This window comes from Arthrobacter sp. ATA002, assembly GCF_026898095.1.
GTDB lineage: Bacteria > Actinomycetota > Actinomycetes > Actinomycetales > Micrococcaceae > Arthrobacter_B.
The window spans coordinates 3,291,898-3,310,306 of sequence record NZ_CP114015.1 but is presented as its reverse complement, the minus strand read 5'-3'; the positions used below and the strand labels follow the sequence as shown (position 1 = coordinate 3,310,306).

Annotated in this window: 14 protein-coding genes and 2 pseudogenes; 6 read left to right on the top strand and 10 right to left on the bottom strand. The window is 67.2% G+C overall.

Annotation, left to right across the window (positions count from 1 at the left end):
* Positions 1-73 precede the first annotated feature (73 nt).
* The 3 genes and pseudogenes from OL239_RS16325 to OL239_RS16315 all read right to left on the bottom strand — a co-directional run bounded on the left by OL239_RS16325 (position 74) and on the right by OL239_RS16315 (position 4,444).
* Positions 74-2,901 (bottom strand): annotated as a pseudogene (locus OL239_RS16325) (FAD-binding and (Fe-S)-binding domain-containing protein).
* Between the two features lie 141 nt (positions 2,902-3,042).
* Positions 3,043-3,558 (bottom strand): CinA family protein, encoded by a 516-nt coding sequence (locus OL239_RS16320; protein WP_268909778.1) that lies wholly within the window; start codon positions 3,556-3,558, stop codon positions 3,043-3,045.
* A gap of 154 nt (positions 3,559-3,712) precedes the next feature.
* Positions 3,713-4,444 carry a FadR/GntR family transcriptional regulator gene (locus OL239_RS16315; RefSeq protein ID WP_268909777.1) on the bottom strand — a complete coding sequence of 244 codons (732 nt, stop codon included), beginning with the start codon at positions 4,442-4,444 and terminating at the stop codon, positions 3,713-3,715.
* A 380-nt stretch (positions 4,445-4,824) separates the two neighbouring features.
* On the opposite strand from OL239_RS16315, the gene OL239_RS16310 reads away from it, so the two are divergent.
* Positions 4,825-5,370 carry a hypothetical protein gene (locus OL239_RS16310; protein ID WP_268909776.1) on the top strand — a complete coding sequence of 182 codons (546 nt, stop codon included), beginning with the start codon at positions 4,825-4,827 and terminating at the stop codon, positions 5,368-5,370.
* A gap of 97 nt (positions 5,371-5,467) precedes the next feature.
* Here OL239_RS16310 and OL239_RS16305 read toward each other — a convergent pair whose 3' ends face one another.
* The gene (locus OL239_RS16305; protein ID WP_268909775.1) at positions 5,468-7,201 is read right to left on the bottom strand and encodes an L-lactate permease; all 1,734 of its coding nucleotides are present in this window, start codon (positions 7,199-7,201) and stop codon (positions 5,468-5,470) included.
* 188 nt (positions 7,202-7,389) lie between these two features.
* Between OL239_RS16305 and OL239_RS16300 the strand changes: the two genes are divergently transcribed.
* The 4 genes and pseudogenes from OL239_RS16300 to OL239_RS19735 all read left to right on the top strand — a co-directional run bounded on the left by OL239_RS16300 (position 7,390) and on the right by OL239_RS19735 (position 10,364).
* Complete coding sequence (locus tag OL239_RS16300; protein WP_268909774.1) at positions 7,390-8,190, top strand: (Fe-S)-binding protein; 801 nt, start codon at positions 7,390-7,392, stop codon at positions 8,188-8,190.
* Positions 8,187-9,733: pseudogene (locus tag OL239_RS16295) on the top strand (LutB/LldF family L-lactate oxidation iron-sulfur protein). The gene OL239_RS16300 and the pseudogene OL239_RS16295 overlap by 4 nt, the downstream one beginning before the upstream one ends.
* Positions 9,730-10,050 carry a hypothetical protein gene (locus tag OL239_RS19740; RefSeq protein ID WP_329609259.1) on the top strand — a complete coding sequence of 107 codons (321 nt, stop codon included), beginning with the start codon at positions 9,730-9,732 and terminating at the stop codon, positions 10,048-10,050. Before OL239_RS16295 ends, OL239_RS19740 begins: the two are co-directional and overlap by 4 nt.
* Before the next feature lie 2 nt (positions 10,051-10,052).
* Complete coding sequence (locus tag OL239_RS19735; protein WP_329609258.1) at positions 10,053-10,364, top strand: LutC/YkgG family protein; 312 nt, start codon at positions 10,053-10,055, stop codon at positions 10,362-10,364.
* 54 nt (positions 10,365-10,418) lie between these two features.
* Here the strand turns inward: OL239_RS19735 and OL239_RS16285 are convergent, their stop codons facing one another.
* The gene (locus OL239_RS16285; protein WP_268909773.1) at positions 10,419-11,513 is read right to left on the bottom strand and encodes an alpha/beta hydrolase; all 1,095 of its coding nucleotides are present in this window, start codon (positions 11,511-11,513) and stop codon (positions 10,419-10,421) included.
* A gap of 233 nt (positions 11,514-11,746) precedes the next feature.
* Here OL239_RS16285 and OL239_RS16280 point away from each other — a divergent pair, with 233 nt between their 5' ends.
* Positions 11,747-12,373, top strand: a complete 627-nt coding sequence (locus OL239_RS16280; protein ID WP_268909772.1) for a hypothetical protein — start codon at positions 11,747-11,749, stop codon at positions 12,371-12,373.
* 10 nt (positions 12,374-12,383) lie between these two features.
* On the opposite strand, the gene OL239_RS16275 is transcribed toward OL239_RS16280, so the two are convergent.
* The 5 genes from OL239_RS16275 to OL239_RS16255 form a co-directional block, all read right to left on the bottom strand.
* Positions 12,384-13,367: an AEC family transporter gene (locus tag OL239_RS16275; RefSeq protein ID WP_268909771.1), complete on the bottom strand. Its 984-nt coding sequence runs from the start codon at positions 13,365-13,367 to the stop codon at positions 12,384-12,386.
* Between the two features lie 81 nt (positions 13,368-13,448).
* Positions 13,449-14,777, bottom strand: a complete 1,329-nt coding sequence (locus OL239_RS16270) for an enolase C-terminal domain-like protein (RefSeq protein WP_268909770.1) — start codon at positions 14,775-14,777, stop codon at positions 13,449-13,451.
* Positions 14,774-16,375, bottom strand: a complete 1,602-nt coding sequence (locus OL239_RS16265; RefSeq protein ID WP_268909769.1) for an aldehyde dehydrogenase (NADP(+)) — start codon at positions 16,373-16,375, stop codon at positions 14,774-14,776. Before OL239_RS16265 ends, OL239_RS16270 begins: the two co-directional genes overlap by 4 nt.
* 25 nt (positions 16,376-16,400) lie before the next feature.
* Entirely contained in the window at positions 16,401-17,345 is a 945-nt protein-coding gene (kdgD, locus tag OL239_RS16260; protein WP_268909768.1) for a 5-dehydro-4-deoxyglucarate dehydratase, read from the bottom strand.
* Positions 17,346-17,476: 131 nt separating this feature from the next.
* A complete protein-coding gene (locus OL239_RS16255; RefSeq protein ID WP_268909767.1) occupies positions 17,477-18,361 on the bottom strand; it encodes a LysR family transcriptional regulator in 885 nt (294 codons plus the stop codon).
* Positions 18,362-18,409 lie beyond the last annotated feature (48 nt).

Below are 18,409 nucleotides of genomic sequence, written 5' to 3'. Positions count from 1 at the left end.
CGGTGCCGGCGATCGATGCGTATACAGGCCCCACCCTAGGCGGCCGGGGTGACACTGGTGGGGAGCAGCCGTCCTACCGCGTGGCCTCGGCCAGATACTCCAGCACATGGCGGTAGGTGTGCCCGGTGGCCTTGGACATGCCGATCTCGCAGGTCCGGTTCACCGAGGCGTAGGCGGCGAATTCCCGCTCGTTGATTTCGGCGGCCTGGCTGTCCGTGGCTGATTCCGTCAGCTCCGGATGCAGCAGTCCGCGGTCACCCGCAAACGCGCAGCAGCCCCAGCTGGGCGGTACAAAGACGTCGTCCGCCACCGCGTCCGCGAGGGCATGCAGGGCTTCATTGGCTCCCAGCTGGGTGGAGGAGCAGGTGGGGTGCAGCGCCATCGAGGGCAGCCGGCGGGTCACCTCCAGCTGCGGCAGCACGGTGTCCCGCACGAATTCGACCGAATCCACGAACATCAGGCCCGGGTACTCCGGGCTCTCCCCGGCCAGCCGTTTCATGGTGTCCAGTCCTTCGGTGCAGGATGCGGCATCGCAGACCACGGGAAGCGCCCCGCCGCCGGTGGCTTCCCACAGGTTGGCCAGTACCCGCTCGGTCATGACCGAGTATCCCTTGGCGAAACCCTTGGACTTCCACGGGGTTCCGCAGCAGAGGTCGCCGATGCCGGCCGGAATGCGCACATCAACCCCGGCGCGTCCGCACAGTTCCAGGAACGCCGCTGAGACGCCGCCGCCCGCTCCGTCCGCTTCGGCGGGACCGAACATGGTGCCGATGCAGGCCGGGAAATACACGGCGACGGCAGCCGGGCTTTCCAGCGGCTTCCGCTTGGATCCGCCGGCCGGAAGCACGGTTTCGTAGGCCGGAACGGTTTCGCTGCCGGCCACTGCGCGCGCGACGGCGGTGGCCGCCTTGGGCAGCAGCGGCGGCATCGCCTTGGCCAGGCTCAGTGCCATGCCGCCGGCCACTGTCACGGTGGACCAGTGCCCGGCCGCGCTCTTCCAGCCCAGGTCAGCCACGGGATTGGCGTTCTCCTGGCGCAGCCGGCGGACCAGGTCGCCGGTGTTGATCAGCACCGGGCAGGCCGTGACGCACATGCCGTCAGCCGCGCAGGTCTGCACGCCGTCGTAGTCGTAGTCCCTGCGCAGTTCCTTTGCCAGGGCAGTGTCGCCGCGGGCTTCGGCCGCGGCGATCTCACGGCGCAGCACAATCCGCTGCCGCGGAGTGGTGGTCAGGTCCTTGCTGGGGCAGACGGGTTCGCAGTAGCCGCACTCCACGCAGCGGTCCACCTCGGCCTCCACGGTGGGGGCCACCTTGAGGTCCGCGATGTAGGAGAGCGGGTCGTCGTTGATCAGCACGCCGGGGTTGAGCAGGTTCGGCGGATCGATCAGTGCCTTCAGTTCGCGCATGACGGCGTAGAGCTCGTCGCCGTACTGCCGGCGGACAAACGCGGCCATGATCCGGCCGGTTCCGTGTTCGGCCTTGAGCGAGCCGCCGTTGCCCAGCACCAAATCCACCATGTCCTCGGTGAAAGCCTGGTAGCGGGCGAGCTCCGCCGGGTCGTCGAAGCGTTCATTGAGCATGAAATGGACGTTGCCGTCCTTGGCATGGCCGAAGATGACGGAGTCGCGGTAACGGTGCTCGGTGAACAGCCGGGACAGCTCGCCGCAGGTGGACGCGAGGGAGGGGACCGGGACGACAATGTCCTCCAGCAGGGCGTTGGTTCCGGACGGGCGTGCTCCGGCCACCGTGGTGTAGAGGCCCTTGCGCAGGTGCCACATAGCGGCCCGGTCCTTGGCGGCGGAGGTCATGGCAAGGGGGCGGCCAGCGGCAGGGACTCGTACAGCGCCCGGGAGCTGTCGCGCTTTTCGGCCAGCTCCTCAGCGGTGCGGGCCTGGTGCTCCACCAGCAGGGCGGCGTGGTCGGAGATGTCCAGCCCGCGCAGTTCCGCAGGAGCGGTCGGGTCGGCGGCCGCCACGCGCAGCGACGTCGCATCCATGAGTTCAATGGTGGCCAGCCCGGAGGCCACCAGATCCGGCAGCGCGCTGGCTGCCCGGTCCAGGGAGTCAAAGAACATCAGCCCGGTGGCCACCTTGGGCAGCGCCGGAACCGTGCGGAACGTCGCTTCGGCCACAAAACCCAGCGTGCCTTCGCTGCCAATCATCAGATGGGTCAGGATGTCCACCGGGTTCTCGTAGTCCAGGAAGGAGTTCAGCCCGTAGCCCATGGTGTTTTTCATGGAGAACAGCCGCTCAATGGTGGCCACGGAGTGCGGATTGGCAATGATCCGTCCGCGCAGGCGCAGCAGCCCGTCAAAGAGCTCCGGTTCCAGCGTGCGCAGCTTGGTTTCGGCATCGGGCGCCGCCGTGTCGATCACGGTCCCCGACGCCAGGACCAGGACCATGGATTCGAGCGTCCGGTACGTGTTGAACTCGGTGCCGCAGGCCATGCCGGAGGAGTTGTTGGCCACCACGCCGCCGATGGTGCAGGCAATTTCCGATGCGGGGTCGGGACCGAGCTTGTGGCCGTGGGCGGCCAGCCGGGAGTTCACGGCGCGCACCGTGGCGCCGGGCTGAACGCGGACCCGGGCGCCGCCGTCGAGCACCTCGATGCCGCGGAAGTGCTGGCGGGTGTTAATCAGGAGGCTGTCGCTTTGGCTTTGGCCGGAGAGGGAGGTTCCGCCGGAGCGGAACGTGGCAGGGATGCCCAGTTCCCGGCTGCGGCGCAGCAGGGCGGCGACCTCCTCGGCCGTGCGCGGGGTGGCCACTGCCTCGGGGATCATCAGGTAATGGGAAGCGTCGTGGGCCATTTTGCGCCGGTCGATTTCCCGGGTGCTGATGTTCTCGGAGCCCAGATCGGCGACCGGGGTCGTCGTCGGGGCGGGCAATTCCGTGTGAAGGCTCATTTTTCGATCCAACCGTTCCAGGGAGCTGCGGTGCTCCACCTCCAAATGTAGGCCGGTTCACAGCAGGACGAAAGTTGGTCAGACCACAGAAGCCCGGATTCGGCTTCAGCGAAGCCGAATCCGGGACCCCTACCCAAGTAGCTACCGCTGGCTGCCGCGCTCGGCGAGCAGCTTCTCCAGCCGCTCGTCGAGCAGTTCGAGGGCGGCGCCGGCCGTGGCATGGATGACAACCTCCGGGTCGCCCTCAAAGAACCGTTCAACGACTTCGGGCTGTTCCTGCCCGGCGGCCGTGATCCCAAAGAAAACCGTGCCGGGTTCCCGGCCGTCCTGCGGTTCCGGGCCGCCGGAGCCGGTGATGGCCAGGGTCAGGTCGGCGCCCAGGAGCCCGGCCGTGCCCTCCGCCATCTGCGCCGCTGACTCCGCCGACACCACGGCCCCGGCCGTGACACCCAGGACCGAGCGCTTCACCGAGGTGGCGTAGGCCGTGAGCCCGCCGAGGAACCAGTCCGACGACGACGGCGCGGCCCCGAGGAAAGAAGCGAGCAGTCCGCTGGTCAGAGACTCGGAAACGCCGATGCTGACACCGGTGTCCGCGATACGCTCAGCGATGCGTTTGGCCGTTTCAGTGGACGCGGCATCCTGGCTGGAAATAGACAAGGGACTCTCCTCTTCGTAGGCTCTCACTGTTGCTGCTGGAATTTTATCAGGCTGCTTACTATCCGGGCCAGCGGCGGACCGTGGTGGGCCGGCGGTTAGCGGCGGTGGTTAGTGCCGCGGCCCAGCGGCGTCCCGCTTACTGCCCATCGCCGTCTTACTGCCCATCGCCGTCGTCCGCCGGAATCCGGGCGTAGAACCACTCGATGTGTTCGCGCAGCAGCCGGGCGGCGTCGTCGCCCCGCCGGGATGCTACGGCGTCGAAAATGCCGTGGTGCTGGAGCTGGAGCTGGGTCATGACCGCGGTCCAGTCCTCCATCCGGTCCACGGCGTTTTTCACATAGCCGCTGATGGCACCGCTGAGGGAGGCCATCATGGTTTCGATGACCGCATTGCCGGCCAGCGAGCTCAGCTCGACGTGAAATTGGGCATCCAGCAAATGGAACGCCTCCCGTTCAATCTCCGGGGCGTCCATCGCTTCGAGCAGGGCTGCGGCGCGTGCCAGTGCCTCATCCACCGCCCCGGACGGGGGCCTGGCTGCTGCCGCGGCGGCGGCCCAGGTTTCCAGCAGAACCCGGGTCTGCACAATATCCGCCACCGGCAGCCTGCTGCTGGCCATGTGCAGGCGCAGCGCTGAGGACAGCCCGGCAGAGGGTTCGGAGATGATGATCGCCCCCGATTTCGGCCCCGAGCCCGAGGAGGACCGCAGTACGCCCATGGCATCCAGGATGCGGATTCCTTCCCGGACGGAAGCGCGGGAAATGCCGTAGGTCTCTGCCAGCGTCCGTTCACCGGGCAGCTGGTCGCCCAGGGAAATGGCGCCGGAGCGGAGGTCGGCTTCAATGTTTTCCAGCAGCAGGTCGTAGCTGCGGCGCGGGTGTTCTGTCACCGCTCCATCCTGCCATGTGCCGGGAGCATGCGCGGCTGCATCCACCGGCTCCGGGGGAGAGGAAATCGGAGGGGCGGAGAGCAGCGCTGCAGGGTCAATCCGAGTAGCCGGAACAATTTATTTTAATGAGCTTTCTTACCTTGTGCCGCTTGGGATTCAGGGTATTCCCGGAAGTCAAAACAATGCACAACCGTTGACATAGGACGCAAATTGGAGAAGGGCTGTACCCCTGATCGGAACGGTCATTGCGGATCTGATCGGAAAAGCTCCATTGCTCTTCCGCGATAAAGCACGACAAATTAGCACCATCCGTTGAGGTCACCGCCCGAAGATATCGGGCAAGACACCACCATGGGCCTCCCTGAGGTTAGGGAAATAATATGTCACGCAAGAATCACCGAATCGCAGCAACGGCACTTGCCCTGGGTCTGGTTGGCGGCGGAAGCCTGCTGACCGCAGGGAGCGCGAGTGCAACGGAGATTGACGACGCCGCAACGCCGATGGGGGCGTGCGAGGCCGGCTGGTATTACTCAGTGCAGAGCCGCGGGGATGATCAGTTCATTCCGACCGGCCCCGTGCAGGCCGCGCAGAATGATAGGGACGTACCGGTCGACTTCGTCTTTACTTCGGAGACCTCAGGGACCGTGGGAACCACCGTCAGCGGGGAACTCAACGTAGGCGTCGAAGTGGCAATTGTGGATATCGGTGCAACATTAGGAATTGCCGCGACGGTCGAAAGGACAACGACCTACGGCGAGTCCGCTTACTTGACGGTGGCCCCGCAGAGCATGGGACACGGACAGCACGGTGTGTTTCAGGCACGCGTCTCGGGTATGTCCCAGTATCGGACACCCTCGTGCGAAGTGACGCAGACGGTTTACAACACCGTGGACGTTCCGTACAAGCAGGGGTACTTGGTTTGGTAGGAGTTTCCCGAACCTCCGGATGAAACAATGGACTCTTTAAGAAGAATGCGGGGCCGGAGAATTCCGGCCCCGCATTCCGGTGTTCCCTTCCGGGGAGCTAGGGCAGCATCCAGCCCAGGACCGGCGTGGACTGCAGGTAGACCAGGGTGCAGAGCACCAGCAGCAGGCCTACGCTCCAGCCCACCACCTTGCGCAGCAGCACTGATTCCTGCCCGTCCAGCTTCACGGCGGTGACCGCGATGGCGAGGTTCTGCGGGCTGATCAGCTTGCCGACCACGCCGCCGGTGGTGTTGGCGGCGACCAGCAGGTTCGGATCGATGCCCGCCTCCAGGCCGGCGGTCTGCTGCAGCCGGGCGAAGAGCGCGTTGGCAGAGGTGTCCGAACCCGTGACGGCGGTGCCCACCCAGCCGAGCACGGGGGACAGGAAGGCGAAGAACGCTCCGGTACCGGCCAGCCAGGTGCCGATGGCCACCGTCTGTCCGGAGAAGTTCATGACGTATGCCAGCGACAGGACGGAGAGAATGGTCAGGCCGGCCCAGCGCATGTTCCAGATCGTCCGGAAAATCTCGGCCACGCCGTTGCCCACGCTCATCGCGTACCGGCCGCCGTCGTCGTACTTGGCGTAGACCGCGCACACGATCAGTCCGGTGATCAGCAGCAGGGTGCCGGGGCTGGACAGCCAGTTGAAGGTGTAGATGGTGGACGAAACCGGTTCGCCGGCGTCGCTGAGCAGGCGCTCATGCAGCCAGGGCCAGGGGATTTTGATGTCCGTGGAGGCCAGGAACGCGGGAATGTCCGCGCCCCACTTCCACAGCTTGGCGATGCCGAAGATGAGGATCACCAGGAAGTACGGGAAAAGCGCCAGCAGGGTGCGGGAGCGGGTCAGCGAGTCGCCGTCCTTGGCTGCACTGCCGCGGGTGCCGGAAACGCCGGCGCCGCCGGAAGCGGAGCCGGATCCGGCGGTGGCCAGGGCCGGCAGGCCCATCCGCTCACGGGCGGCTTCCAGGCCGCGGGGCTGCCAGAACTTGAGGAAAACGACGGCGGCACCCAGGCCGGCCAGTGCTGCCACGATGTCGGTGAGTTCGTAGGAGAAGTAGGTGGAGCACAGGACCTGTGCAACGGCAAAGGCGGCGCCGGTGACGACGGCGGCGGGCCAGGTGTCCTTCACGCCGCGGCGGCCGTCCAGGATGAACACCAGGATCAGCGGCACGAAGAGGGCCAGCAGCGGTGCCTGGCGTCCCACGACGGCGCCGAGGTGTCCGGCGTCAAGGCCGGTCAGGGAGGCGGCGGTGGTGATCGGAATGGCCATGGCGCCAAAGGCGACGGGGGCGGTGTTGGCCACCAGGACGGCGGCGGCGGCCTTGAGCGGCTTGATGCCCAGGGCCACCAGCATGGTGGCGGTAATGGCCACCGGCGCGCCGAAGCCGGCCAGGGCTTCGAGCAGCCCGCCGAAGCAGAAGGCCACGAGGATGGCCTGGACGCGGACGTCGCCGCCGCCGATCACGTCGAAGACGCGGCGCAGGTCCTCGAACCGGCCGCTGAGCACGGTGACCTGGTACAGCCAAATGGCCATGATGACGATCCACAGCACCGGGAAGGCGCCGAAAACGGCGCCCTGGGTGGCTGACAGCACTGCCAGGCCGGCCGGCATCTGATACGCAAAGACGGCGACGGCGAGGGCCACCAGCAGGCTGACCGCACCAGCGACGTGGGCCTTGACTTTGACGTAGGCCAGCAGCACAAAGAAGGTCAGCAGCGGCACCAGGGCCACCAGCGCCGACACGGCGACACTGTTGAGCACTGGATCAGTGCTGGGAATGAACGACTCCACGGGGTCCTCCGCATAACTGTTAACGGGTATGGTCAGGCCACTGTGGTCAGACCATTGGAGAGTCTAGCGCAAATCACGGATGTCTGTGATGGTTGTCACCAGCGACCGCCGCTTGGAAGTGACGCGGCCAACATGTTCTACTATGGTCAGACCACACGTGCGGGGTGTTGCCCCGCTGAAAGGCAGCCATGAAAATTGCTCTATTCGCCACCTGCATTGTGGATGCCATGTACCCGCGCACCGCCCGGGCAACGGTGGCCATCCTCGAGCGGCTCGGCCACGAAGTGGTGTTCCCGGCAGGCCAGGCCTGCTGCGGACAGATGCACGTGAACTCCGGCTATCTGCCCGAGGCCGTGCCCGTGGTCCGGAACCACGTGGAGGCCTTCGAACCGCAGGAGTACGACGTCGCCGTCGCGCCTTCCGGTTCCTGCGTCGCCTCCGTCAAGCACCAGCACGCGATGGTGGCGCGCTCCTGCGGCGATGCCGCCCTGGAGGCCCGCGCCGAGGCGGTGGGCGCCAAGACCTATGAACTGTCCGCGCTGCTCACCGACGTGCTGGGGGTCACCAATGCCGCCGAGCAGCTGGGCTCCTGGTTCCCGCACAATGTCACCTACCATCCCAGCTGCCACGGCATGCGCCTGCTGCGGCTGGGGGACCGGCAGCTGAACCTGCTCCAGACCGTCGGCGGGATCACCGTGCAGCCGCTGCCCGAGGCGGACCAGTGCTGCGGCTTCGGCGGCACCTTCTCCATGAAGAACGCCGACGTCTCCACGGCCATGCTGGACGACAAAACCGCCAACATCACGGCCACCGGCGCCGAGCTGTGCTCCGGCGGCGATGCGTCCTGCCTGCTGCACATTGGCGGCGGGCTTTCCCGGCAGGGCAGCAGCGTCACCACCCTGCACTTTGCGGACATCCTCGCCAGCACTCGGGAGAATCCGGTATCCGTCACCGGAGACGTCCTGGTCGGCGGAAAGGTTTCACGATGAGCACCACGTATTTGGGCATGCCCACCCTGCCGGTTTTTGGCCAGGGCAACCTCAACGCCACCGAGTCCTTTCCCTCCGCAGCCAAGCGGGAACTGGGCAACGCCCAGCTGCGGGCCAACCTGGGCCACGCCACGCACACCATCCGCGACAAGCGGCTGCGGGTGGTCGGGGAACTGCCGGACTGGGAGGACCTGCGCAGCGCCGGCAGCGCCACCAAGGAAGCGGTCATGGCACAGCTTCCCGAACTGCTGGAACAGTTCGAAAAGAACTTCACCGCGCGCGGCGGCATCATCCACTGGGCGCGGGACGCGGCTGAAGCCAACGAAATTGTCCGCGGCCTGATCCGCGAACAGGGCGTGGACGAGGTGGTCAAGGTCAAGTCCATGGCCACCCAGGAAATCGGCCTGAACGAGTACCTGGAAGAACAGGGCATCGCCGCGTACGAAACGGACCTCGCCGAACTGATCGTCCAGCTTGACCACGACAAGCCCAGCCACATCCTGGTCCCGGCCATCCACAAGAACCGCACGCAGGTCCGCGACATCTTCCTGCGGGAAATGCCCGGGGTGGACCCGGACCTCACCGACAACCCGGCCAAGCTGGCCGAAGCGGCACGGGCGCACCTGCGCCGCAAGTTCCTCTCCGCCAAGGTGGCCATCTCCGGCGCCAACTTCGCGATCGCCGACGCCGGCACCCTCGCCGTCGTCGAATCCGAGGGCAACGGCCGCATGTGCCTGACGCTGCCCGAAACCCTGATCACCGTGATGGGCGTGGAGAAGCTGCTGCCGTCCTGGCAGGACCTGAAGTGTTCATGCAGCTGCTGCCGCGCTCCTCCACCGGGGAGCGGATGAACCCGTACACCTCGCTGTGGACCGGCGTCACCCCCGGTGACGGTCCGCAGAACGTGCACCTGGTGCTGCTGGATAACGGCCGCAGCGCAGCCCTGGCCGATGAAATGGGCCGCTCCGCCCTGCACTGCATCCGCTGCTCGGCGTGCATGAATGTGTGCCCGGTCTACGAGCGCACCGGCGGCCATGCCTACGGATCCACCTACCCGGGGCCGATCGGTGCGATCCTGTCCCCGCTGATGACAGGCATTACCTCCGAGGAAAACAACTCGCTGCCGTACGCCTCTTCGCTGTGCGGCGCCTGCTACGACGCCTGCCCCGTGAAGATCAACATCCCCGAAATCCTGGTGCACCTGCGCGCCGAGGACGTGGACAGCAAGCGGGGTAAGAAGAAGCTCCCCACCCAGATGGACCTCATGATGAAGGGCGCATCCTGGGCCTTCTCCTCCGGCAGGCACCTGGGCCTGCTGGAAAAGGGGCTGCCGCTGGGCCGGATCGCTGCCGGACGGAAGAAGAAAATCACCAAGCTGCCCGGCCTGGTGGGCGGCTGGACACAGAGCCGCGACATCCCGGCGCCGCCGTCGGAGTCCTTCCGCGACTGGTGGGCCAAGGAACACGAAAAGTCCGCCGCCGGCGGGTCCGCGCACAACCACAGCGAAACGCACAACTCCACCGAAACAGGGGAACAGGCATGAGCGCGCGGGATGACATCCTGGACCGGCTGCGCTCGGCGCTGCGTGACCACCCGGCGGTGCCGGAGATTCCGCGGACGTACCGAGAAGAGTCGGGAATGAGCGCCGGGGAACGCATTGAGCTGCTGGTGGACCGGCTGCTGGACTACAAAGCCGGCGTGACCGTGGTTGACGAGGCGGGGCTGGCTCCGCGGATCGCCGAGCTGCTCCGGGACGCTGCCAGTTACGCGGTTCCCGCGGGGATCGACGGCGCCTGGCTGGCGGACGCTGACGCCCGGGCCCTGGCCGCCGGCGCGCCGACGCCTTTGAGGCTCCGCTGAGCGTGCCCGAACTCGACGCCGTCGACGCCGTGGTGACCGGCAGCGCCGTGTCCGTGGCGGAAACCGGCACGATCATCCTGGACGGCAGCCCGAACCAGGGGCGGCGCGCGATCACCCTGGTACCGGACCACCACATCTGCGTGGTGCGGGAAGACGACGTTGCCGGGATCCTCCCCGAGGCCCTGCGCCGGCTGGACGGAACCCGGCCGCTGACTTGGATCAGCGGTCCGAGTGCCACCTCCGATATTGAGCTCGAACGGGTGGAGGGCGTGCACGGCCCCCGGACCCTGGACGTCGTTATCGTCCGGTCCTGACGTTGTCCAGGGCGGCCCCGGTCCTGGGCCGGCCCGGCCCAGGACCGGCGCCGATCAGGCGCTGAGGCGCACGTCCGGCCGGACGTCGAAGTCCGGCCGGAGGACCTGATCCTCCAGCGGGTTGCGCGGCAGGGCCGACACTCCGGTCACCGCCTCAAGGAACGCCGCGGTCTCGTGCAGCGATTCCATGGCTTCCGGGCGGTGTAGCTGGAACTGGTACTCGTGGCCCAGAGACGGTTTGTAGTTCTTCGGCCAGAACCGGCGCACCACGGGCACTCCGAGTGCCTCCAGCCGGTCCGCCAGGGGCACCGACTGGGTGAGGGTCAGGTTGTCGCCGTTTCCGCCGGAAATGTACGTGGGCGGAAAACGGTGATCCACGTGCTCCGGGATGGACATGTGGCCCGCTGCGCTGGTGGCCGCCCAGTCCTTGGAACCGGTGTAGGACCACAGCGCCTTCCGAAGCCCCCAGCCCACCGGGCCGCGCAGGCGCGCCACGGACTCCAGATCGAAGACTCCGCAGTTCAGCACGATTCCGCACAGCTGTTCGGGGGAGGCGGCGGGGATCACTCCGGTTTCCGCGGCGTAGCCGGAATTGGTGACGGCCAGGGCCAGCTGCGCCGCCAGCTGCGCCCCGGCGGAGTCACCGGCCAGGACAATCCGGTTGGGGTCCAGCCCGTAGCGGTCCGCGTGTTCGCGGACAAAGCCCAGGGCGGAGTTCAGCTCCCGCACGGCGGCCGGATAGATCGCCTTGGGGGAGACGGAGTAGCCGACTCCAATGACGGCGTACCCGTATCCGGCGAGGACCTTCAGATACGGGGCAACATCTTCCTTGGAACCGGAAATCCAGGCACCGCCGTGGATCCACAGCACCACCGGAAGAGGTGTGCGGTCCGGATCATCCGGCAGGAACAGGTCCAGGGACGGCTTGGCTGCGGTCCCCAGATACTCCAGTCCCCGGTGTCCGGTCACCGTGAACCGGGGAATGTGGGGGAGCATTTTTTTCGCCGGGACCCTGCCCGCCCCGGCGAAGACACCGCGGATGAGCAGCGCTGACGGCAGGGGATGCCGGTGCAGGGCAGCGGCGGCTGCAATTCCAGCGGCGGCCACCCCGGACAGGAGCCCCGCCGCAGTCAGCGTAGAGAGCTTCATATTTTTAAGCTAGATCCCCGAAATGGGCGCCCTGCGGCGGGTTTGCCGCCACGGGGCGGTTCCCGCCCGCAGGCTGCGGGCAATCTCATGGCCGCCCGTGGCCTGCGGCACGCACCGGAGCAGGTGGTTTTCGATTTCCCCGAACCTCTCTGGTGCACGGGCCGCCGTGTTCGTACTCTTCCCTCTCAGCGGTGGAGGTGAACCGCCGCCCGGAGTGGGGGAAGGGGCACGGCATGTGGGGTTTTCTGGGAGGAACTTTGATCGGCGCGGTCTTCGGCGCGCTGGTCTGGGCGGGCGCGGGCCGCTGGCTGCAGGGTGCGCGTGAGAAGCGGGCACTGCAGGCCCTGATCACGCAGGTGCACTTGAAGCGGGCACTCGCGGAAACACGGCCGGGGGCAGCGGAGCCGGATTTTGACGCTGCCCGGTGCCGCTCCGCCGTCGCGGACATCCGGCAGCAGGTGCGCGAGACACTGAGTGAACTGAGGCCCGGCTCATCCTCGCCTGCTGCGGCGCTGCTGGAAATGCACCGGGCGTGTGACGCCTACCTGCGGGAAACCGAGGGCAATGCCCGCAACTATCAGGCGCGCATGCGGGAGCTGCGGCCGGTCCTCAACCAAAGCGCCCGGCGGCTGAGCAGCGGCCGGCACATACGGTACCTGGCGCCGGGGGAGCGTGCGGCGGTGTCGCGCCGGACGGCCGCAGCGGCCGCTTCCCGGCCCGCTGCCGGTTCGGCACGCGGGAATCCCCCGGTGCAGCATGGTGCGGCAGCGGTTCGCGGGCGGGATTCCGGCGGCTCCCGCGGCGACCGGGCACGGCGGATCCCGGCTCATTCCGGCGCTTCCCGGCACCATTCCGGCTAAGGGGACGCCGTCAGGCCAGCAGGACGGCAGCCAGCAGGATGACCGGGAAGGACAGGAACGAGGTCAGGAAAACGACGTCGCGGGCAATGACGGATTTCATGCCGAACTGGTGGGAGAAGAGATAGACGTTCTGTGCCGTGGGCAGCGCACTCATGACCACGACTCCGAACAGGTCCAGGCCTTCCAATCCGAAAATCCAGCGTCCCACGGCATAGCCCAGGAGGGGAGCGGCCAGCAGCTTCACCGCGGACGAGACCAGAACTTCGGTGCGCACACCGGGGGTTCCCAGCGGACGCTGGCCGTGCAGGCTCATGCCGAAGGTCAGCAGGAGCAGCGGCACTGAGGCGTGCCCCAGCAGCGACACAGGTTCCCACAGGACAGGGGGCAGCCGGAAACCGGTCAGCGCTGCGGCCAGGCCCGCGAGTGTCGCCAGCGTCACGGGGTTGGCGAAGGGGCGCACGACGGCGGAGAGCAGCGCCAGCGGGCGTGCCCGGCTCCGGCGGCCCGCTGCCAGCGCGCCGGGCCCGGAGGCAGCAGCGGCGCGGCGCCGGCCGGTGAAACTGAAAACGGCAATGTAGGCGGGAGCGAGGATCAGCAGCTGGGCCACCAGCACGGATACCACGGGGGTTGAGCTGCCGACGGCGTACAGCGCAATGGGCAGGCCGATGTTTCCCGCGTTCGCGTAGGAGGAGCTCATGGCGCCCACCGCCGCGTCGGCGGCGCTGCGGCGGAAGAAGACAAAGGAAAGGCCCGCATACAGCGCTCCGCAGGCCACTGCGATGAGCAGCGCCGCCGGAGCGAAAGTGCGCAGCACCTCGTCCACCGGAGCCTCGGCCAGAAGGATGAACATCAGCGCCGGATTGGTGACGTAGTAAATGACTGAAGTGAGGGCGGTCTTGGGGTCGCTGTCCCCGTTCCGGCGAAGGGCCGCGAAGACGTAGCCCACCACCGCGATGATCATGACAATGGCAAAGCCCTCAATAACGCCCAGCACGGCGGGAACTCCAATTTCCGGAGCACTCCGGATCGTTACGGGTGGACGGCCGCCGGCGGAACACCCGCCGGCGGCCGGTGCCTAGCGGACCAGGCAGGGACGTTTCGGATCGAACGACCATCCCGGTACAAGGTACTGCATGGCGGCGGCGTCATCCCGGCTGCCCAGCCCGTGCTTAAGGTAGAGCTGGTGGGCTTCGTTGAGCCTGCTGCGGTCCAGCTCGACGCCCAGCCCGGGCTTGTCCGGGACCTGGATTTCGCCGCCCCGGATTTCCAGCGGCTCCAGGGTCAGTCCCTGTCCGTCCTGCCAGATCCAGTGCGTGTCCAGCGCGGTGATCTCTCCCGGAGCCGCCGCCCCCACCTGGGTGAACATGGCCAGCGAGATATCGAAGTGGTTGTTCGAATGCGAGCCCCAGGTGAGCCCGAACTCGGAGCACAGCTGGGCAACCCGGACGGAACCGGCCATGGTCCAGAAGTGCGGATCAGCCAGCGGAATGTCCACCGCGTTCGTGCGTACGGCGTGGGACATTTCCCGCCAGTCGGTGGCGATCATGTTGGTGGCGGTCCGCAGGCCGGTGGCCCGGCGGAACTCGGCCATGATTTCGCGGCCGGAGTAGCGTCCTTCGGCTCCACAGGGGTCTTCGGCGTACGCCACCGCGCCTTCCATCCGCCGGCCCAGCCGGATGGCATCGGCCAGGAGCCAGCCGCCGTTGGGATCCAGGGTAATTCGGGCCGCCGGAAAACGTTCTTTCAGGGCTAGGACCGCATCAACCTCGGTGTCTCCGTCTAGAACCCCTCCCTTGAGCTTGAAGTCGGTGAAACCGTACTTCTCGGCGGCGGCCTCGGCCAGGGCCACCACGGCCTTGGGGGTCATGGCTTCTTCGCGCCGCAGCCGCTCCCAGTTTCCTGCCGCTGCCGTTTCCCGAAGGTACGGCAGGTCGGTGGAATCCGGATTGCCAATGAAAAAGAGGTAGCCCAGCATGGGCACGGCGCTGCGCTGCTGGCCGTCGCCAAGGAGTTCGGCGACGGGAACGCCCAGAAACTGGCCCTGCAAATCCAGCAGTGCGGATTCGAGACCGGTTACCGCGTGCACCGTGGTGCGCAGATCGAAGGTCTGCAGCCCGCGTCCGCCGGCGTCACGGCCGGCAAACGCTGCCGCGATTTGCCGCAGCAGGGTGCGGAACCTGGCCACCGGCTGGCCGGTGATCAGGTCCCCGGCCTCCTCGATGGTGCGGCGGATGTTCTCCCCGCCCGGAACCTCACCGAGCCCGGTCCGCCCGTCGGAATCGGTGACGATCACGATATTGCGGGTGAAGAAGGGACCGTGTGCACCGGAGAGGTTCAGCAGCATGGAGTCGTGTCCGGCGACCGGTACCACCTCGACGGCGGTGATGGACGGCTGTGCGGTCATGCGTTGCCTCCGGCGTATTCCATGGTGCCGTCCACCAGCCGGTTCAGTTTCCACGGGTTATCCTGCTGCAGGGGGATAGGCAGGAGCGCATCGGGGATGTTCTGGTAGGCCACGGGGCGGAGGAACCGGTCGACAGCCAGGGTTCCCACCGAGGTGCTGCGGCCGTCGGAGGTCGCGGGGAAGGGGCCACCGTGGACCATGGCATGGCCAACTTCCACCCCGGTGGGCCAGCCGTTGACGAGGATCCTGCCGACCCGCCGTTCCAGGACCGGCAGGAGTTCGCGTGCTGCCGGATAGTCCGCCTCGGCCAGGTGCAGGGAAGCGGTCAGCTGTCCCTCCATGCTCTCTACGGCGTCCGCCAGTTCACCCGCCGAGGAGTACCGGATCACCAGCGAAGCGGCACCGAAGATCTCGGCCTGAAGCGCATCATTGGCGAGGAACGTTTCCGCGTCGGTGGAGAAAATGGACGGAGCCGGCGCATTGAGGGTGCTGCCCTCGGTGCCAGCGGCCAGCAATTCGACGCCGGCCTCGCCGGCCAGGGTGGTGACGCCCTCCTGCCAGGACGCGGCGATTCCCTGCGTCAGCATGGTCTGTCCCGCGGCTGCCTTCACGGCCTGTTCGACGGCGGCAACAAAGCGGTCTCCTGCCGCTCCGGCGGGCGCAAAGAGCAGGCCCGGAGCCGTGCACAGCTGCCCGGAGGAGCCGGTGACCGAGGTGACGTAGGCACTGCCGAGAGCCTCGGCGTCGTCCGCCAGGGCGCCCTCGAACACGAACACCGGATTGATGGAGCTCATTTCCGCATACACGGGGATGGGTTCGGGACGGTTGGCCGCTGCCGTGACCAGGGCCATGCCGCCGGAGCGGGAGCCGGTGAAGCCCACGGCCTTGACCGCGGGGTCCGTCGCCAGGGCCTGGCCAATGACGGCGCCGGGGCCGTAGACCAGGGAGAAGACACCCGGATGCAGGCCCAGATCGCGGACGGCGTCGGTGATCGCCCGGCCGGTGATTTCTCCGGTGCCGGGGTGGGCGTTGTGGGCCTTGACGATGACGGGGCACCCGGCCGCCAGGGCGGAGGCGGTGTCACCGCCGGCTGTGGAGAAGGCCAGCGGGAAATTGCTCGCGCCAAAAACGGCTACAGGACCCACGGGAATCTTGCGCTGGCGGATGTCCGCCCGGGGCAGAGGGGTGCGTCCGGGCATGGCGGGATCAACCCGGACGCCGCGGAAGTCGCCCTGCCGGACGACGGAGGCGAAAAGCCGCAGCTGGCCTGTGGTGCGGGCGCGTTCGCCGGTGATGCGTGCTTCCGGGAGACCTGTTTCGGCCATGGCCCGTTCCACCAGGGCGGGACCGGCTGCCTCGATGTTGTCCGCGATCCGTTCCAGGAAGGAGGCGTGGGTTTCCGGATCCAGCGTGCTGAAGGAGGCATAGGCGTCCTGTGCCGCGGCCGTAGCGGCGGCCAGCTGCGTGGTGTCCAGCAGGGAGTATTCGGGCTCGAGGTTCTCGCCGGTGGCCGGGTTAACGCCGGAAGCGGTGCCGCCCCGGCCGGTCACGGTCTGGCCGGCGATGATGGAATGGCCGGTGAGGGACTGCTCAGTCATTGGTGCTCCTTGGTCGTCGGTGGAATCAGGCCCGGACTGCGGCGGCGGCAGAGCCAACGCCGGCCCGGGAAATGAGGTCCGTCAGGTCGGACAGGTCCTGCTCGGTGAGGTCCTGCAGCGGCGGGCGCACAGAACCGGCGTCCCGGCCCACGGCCTTCAGCCCGCCCTTGACGATGGAAACCCCGTAGCCCTTGACCCGGTCACGGATTTCAATGTAGGGCAGGACAAAGCGGTTCAGCTTTTCCGTAACGGCATTGCGGTCCTGGTTGCGGACGTCACGGTAGAACTCGAGGGCGAACTCGGGAACAAAGTTGTACATGGCGGAGGAGTAGGTGCTCATCCCCAGCTGCAGCAGGGGCAGCGCGAAGGTTTCCGCCGTGGGCAGGCCGCCGAGATAGAAGAGGCGGTCGCCGTTGGCGGCGTACACCTTGGTCAGGTGCTCAATGTCGCCGACGCCGTCCTTGAAGCCGATGAAGTTCCCGTGGCGCTCGGCCAGTCCGGCCACCGTGCGGGCATCGTAGCGTGCGTTCGCCCGGTTGTAGACGATGACGCCAATGCCGACGGCGCTGGTCACCGCGTCCACGTGAGCCGCGAGGCCGGCCTGGTCACATTCGGTCAGGTACGGCGGGAGCAGAAGCAGCCCCTCTGCGCCAGCTGCTTCGGCGGCACGGGCCGCGGCCACGGCCTGGGCCGTGGAACCGCCCACGGACGCGAGCACCGGAACCATGGAACCTGCCTCTTCGACGGCGATGGTGACGGTCCGCTCGAGTTCCAGGGGCGTCAGGCTGAATCCTTCGCCGGTGCCGCCCGCTGCGAACAGGCCCGCAACACCGAAGCTGGCCTGCCAGGCCAGATGCTCGCGGTACTTTGCCTCGTCAAGCTGCAGGTCGGCGTCGAACGCGGTCACCGGGAAGGAGAGAAGTCCGTCTTTGAGGGTATTGGCTAGTTCGGAGGGCGTGTACTGCGCCATGGTGCATCGTTCCTTAGCAGAGGTGCCGGTTCGGCGGATACGGGATGGAACCCAGCCTAGGAAGCGTTTGTGATGCCTGTCCAAGCCCTCTTTTATATGAACAGATGCTTAAAAGGTATTGTCATGGCTGATCAGGAGCCGGGGGCGTGCAGCACTTCCAAGACCCGGGCCAGTGCCGGGTTGGCGGCATCCCGGTTCCAGATGGCGTGCAGCTGCACGACGTCGGAGGCCACCTCCGCCAGAGGCAGATAGGAGACACCGTCCAGTTGGAGGACGCGCGCCGACTCGGGCACCACGGCCACCCCGCGGCCGGCAGCCACCAAGGCAACCATGGTCAGGATCTGGCTGACGGTGTGGATAACGTTGTGGTGCTCGATCGGCAGCAGGCGCACGGCAAGATCGTAGAAGTACCGCGCTTTGGTGGGGGAGTGCATGATCAGCGGGGTGTCGCGGAGGTCTGCGGCAGTGACCGGCCGGTTCAGGGCATCCAGGGAATGGCCCGCGGGAACGGCCAGCCGAAGGTCCTCGGAGAGCAGAAGGTGCGAATCGAAGCGCTCAGTGTCAATGGGAGGCCTGGCCAGCCCCAGATCCAAGTCTCCGCGCGAGAGGGCCTGGATCTGTTCGCCCGTCACGAGCTCCTGCAGCTCCACCTCGACGCCGGGGAGGGCTTCGGCGATTTCCTGCAGCATCGGTCCCAGCAGGCTGTAGCCGGAGGCTGCCGTGAAGCCGATCCGGATGATGCCGGCACTGCCCCGGGCCATTCGCCGGGCGGTGTGCGGGGCGCGGTCAGCGGCGGAGACGAGCTTTCGTGCCTCCTCGAGGAAGGCCCGCCCGCCGGCGGTCAGGACCACTTTGCGTTTGTCGCGCTCCAGCAGTTCCACGCCCACTTCCCGCTCCAGCTTCTGGATTTGCCGGCTGAGCGGAGGCTGGGTCATATTGAGGCGCTGGGCAGCCCGTCCGAAGTGCAGCTCCTCGGCCACGGTGATGAAGCTACGCGCTTGATCCAGTGTGAACATGATGCCTTTCGGGTATTACTCAATGCCGTATTGGCCTTGGACATGCAT

Excerpts from the sequence above, each read along its gene's own strand:
- OL239_RS16310 (WP_268909776.1), top strand. The coding sequence starts at position 4,825 with ATGTCACGCAAGAATCACCGAATCGCAGCAACGGCACTTGCCCTGGGT.
- OL239_RS16300 (WP_268909774.1), top strand. The coding sequence starts at position 7,390 with ATGAAAATTGCTCTATTCGCCACCTGCATTGTGGATGCCATGTACCCG.
- OL239_RS19740 (WP_329609259.1), top strand. The coding sequence starts at position 9,730 with ATGAGCGCGCGGGATGACATCCTGGACCGGCTGCGCTCGGCGCTGCGT.
- OL239_RS16285 (WP_268909773.1), bottom strand. The coding sequence starts at position 11,513 with ATGAAGCTCTCTACGCTGACTGCGGCGGGGCTCCTGTCCGGGGTGGCC.
- OL239_RS16280 (WP_268909772.1), top strand. The coding sequence starts at position 11,747 with ATGTGGGGTTTTCTGGGAGGAACTTTGATCGGCGCGGTCTTCGGCGCG.
- OL239_RS16270 (WP_268909770.1), bottom strand. The coding sequence starts at position 14,777 with ATGACCGCACAGCCGTCCATCACCGCCGTCGAGGTGGTACCGGTCGCC.
- OL239_RS16265 (WP_268909769.1), bottom strand. The coding sequence starts at position 16,375 with ATGACTGAGCAGTCCCTCACCGGCCATTCCATCATCGCCGGCCAGACC.
- kdgD (WP_268909768.1), bottom strand. The coding sequence starts at position 17,345 with ATGGCGCAGTACACGCCCTCCGAACTAGCCAATACCCTCAAAGACGGA.
- OL239_RS16255 (WP_268909767.1), bottom strand. The coding sequence starts at position 18,361 with ATGTTCACACTGGATCAAGCGCGTAGCTTCATCACCGTGGCCGAGGAG.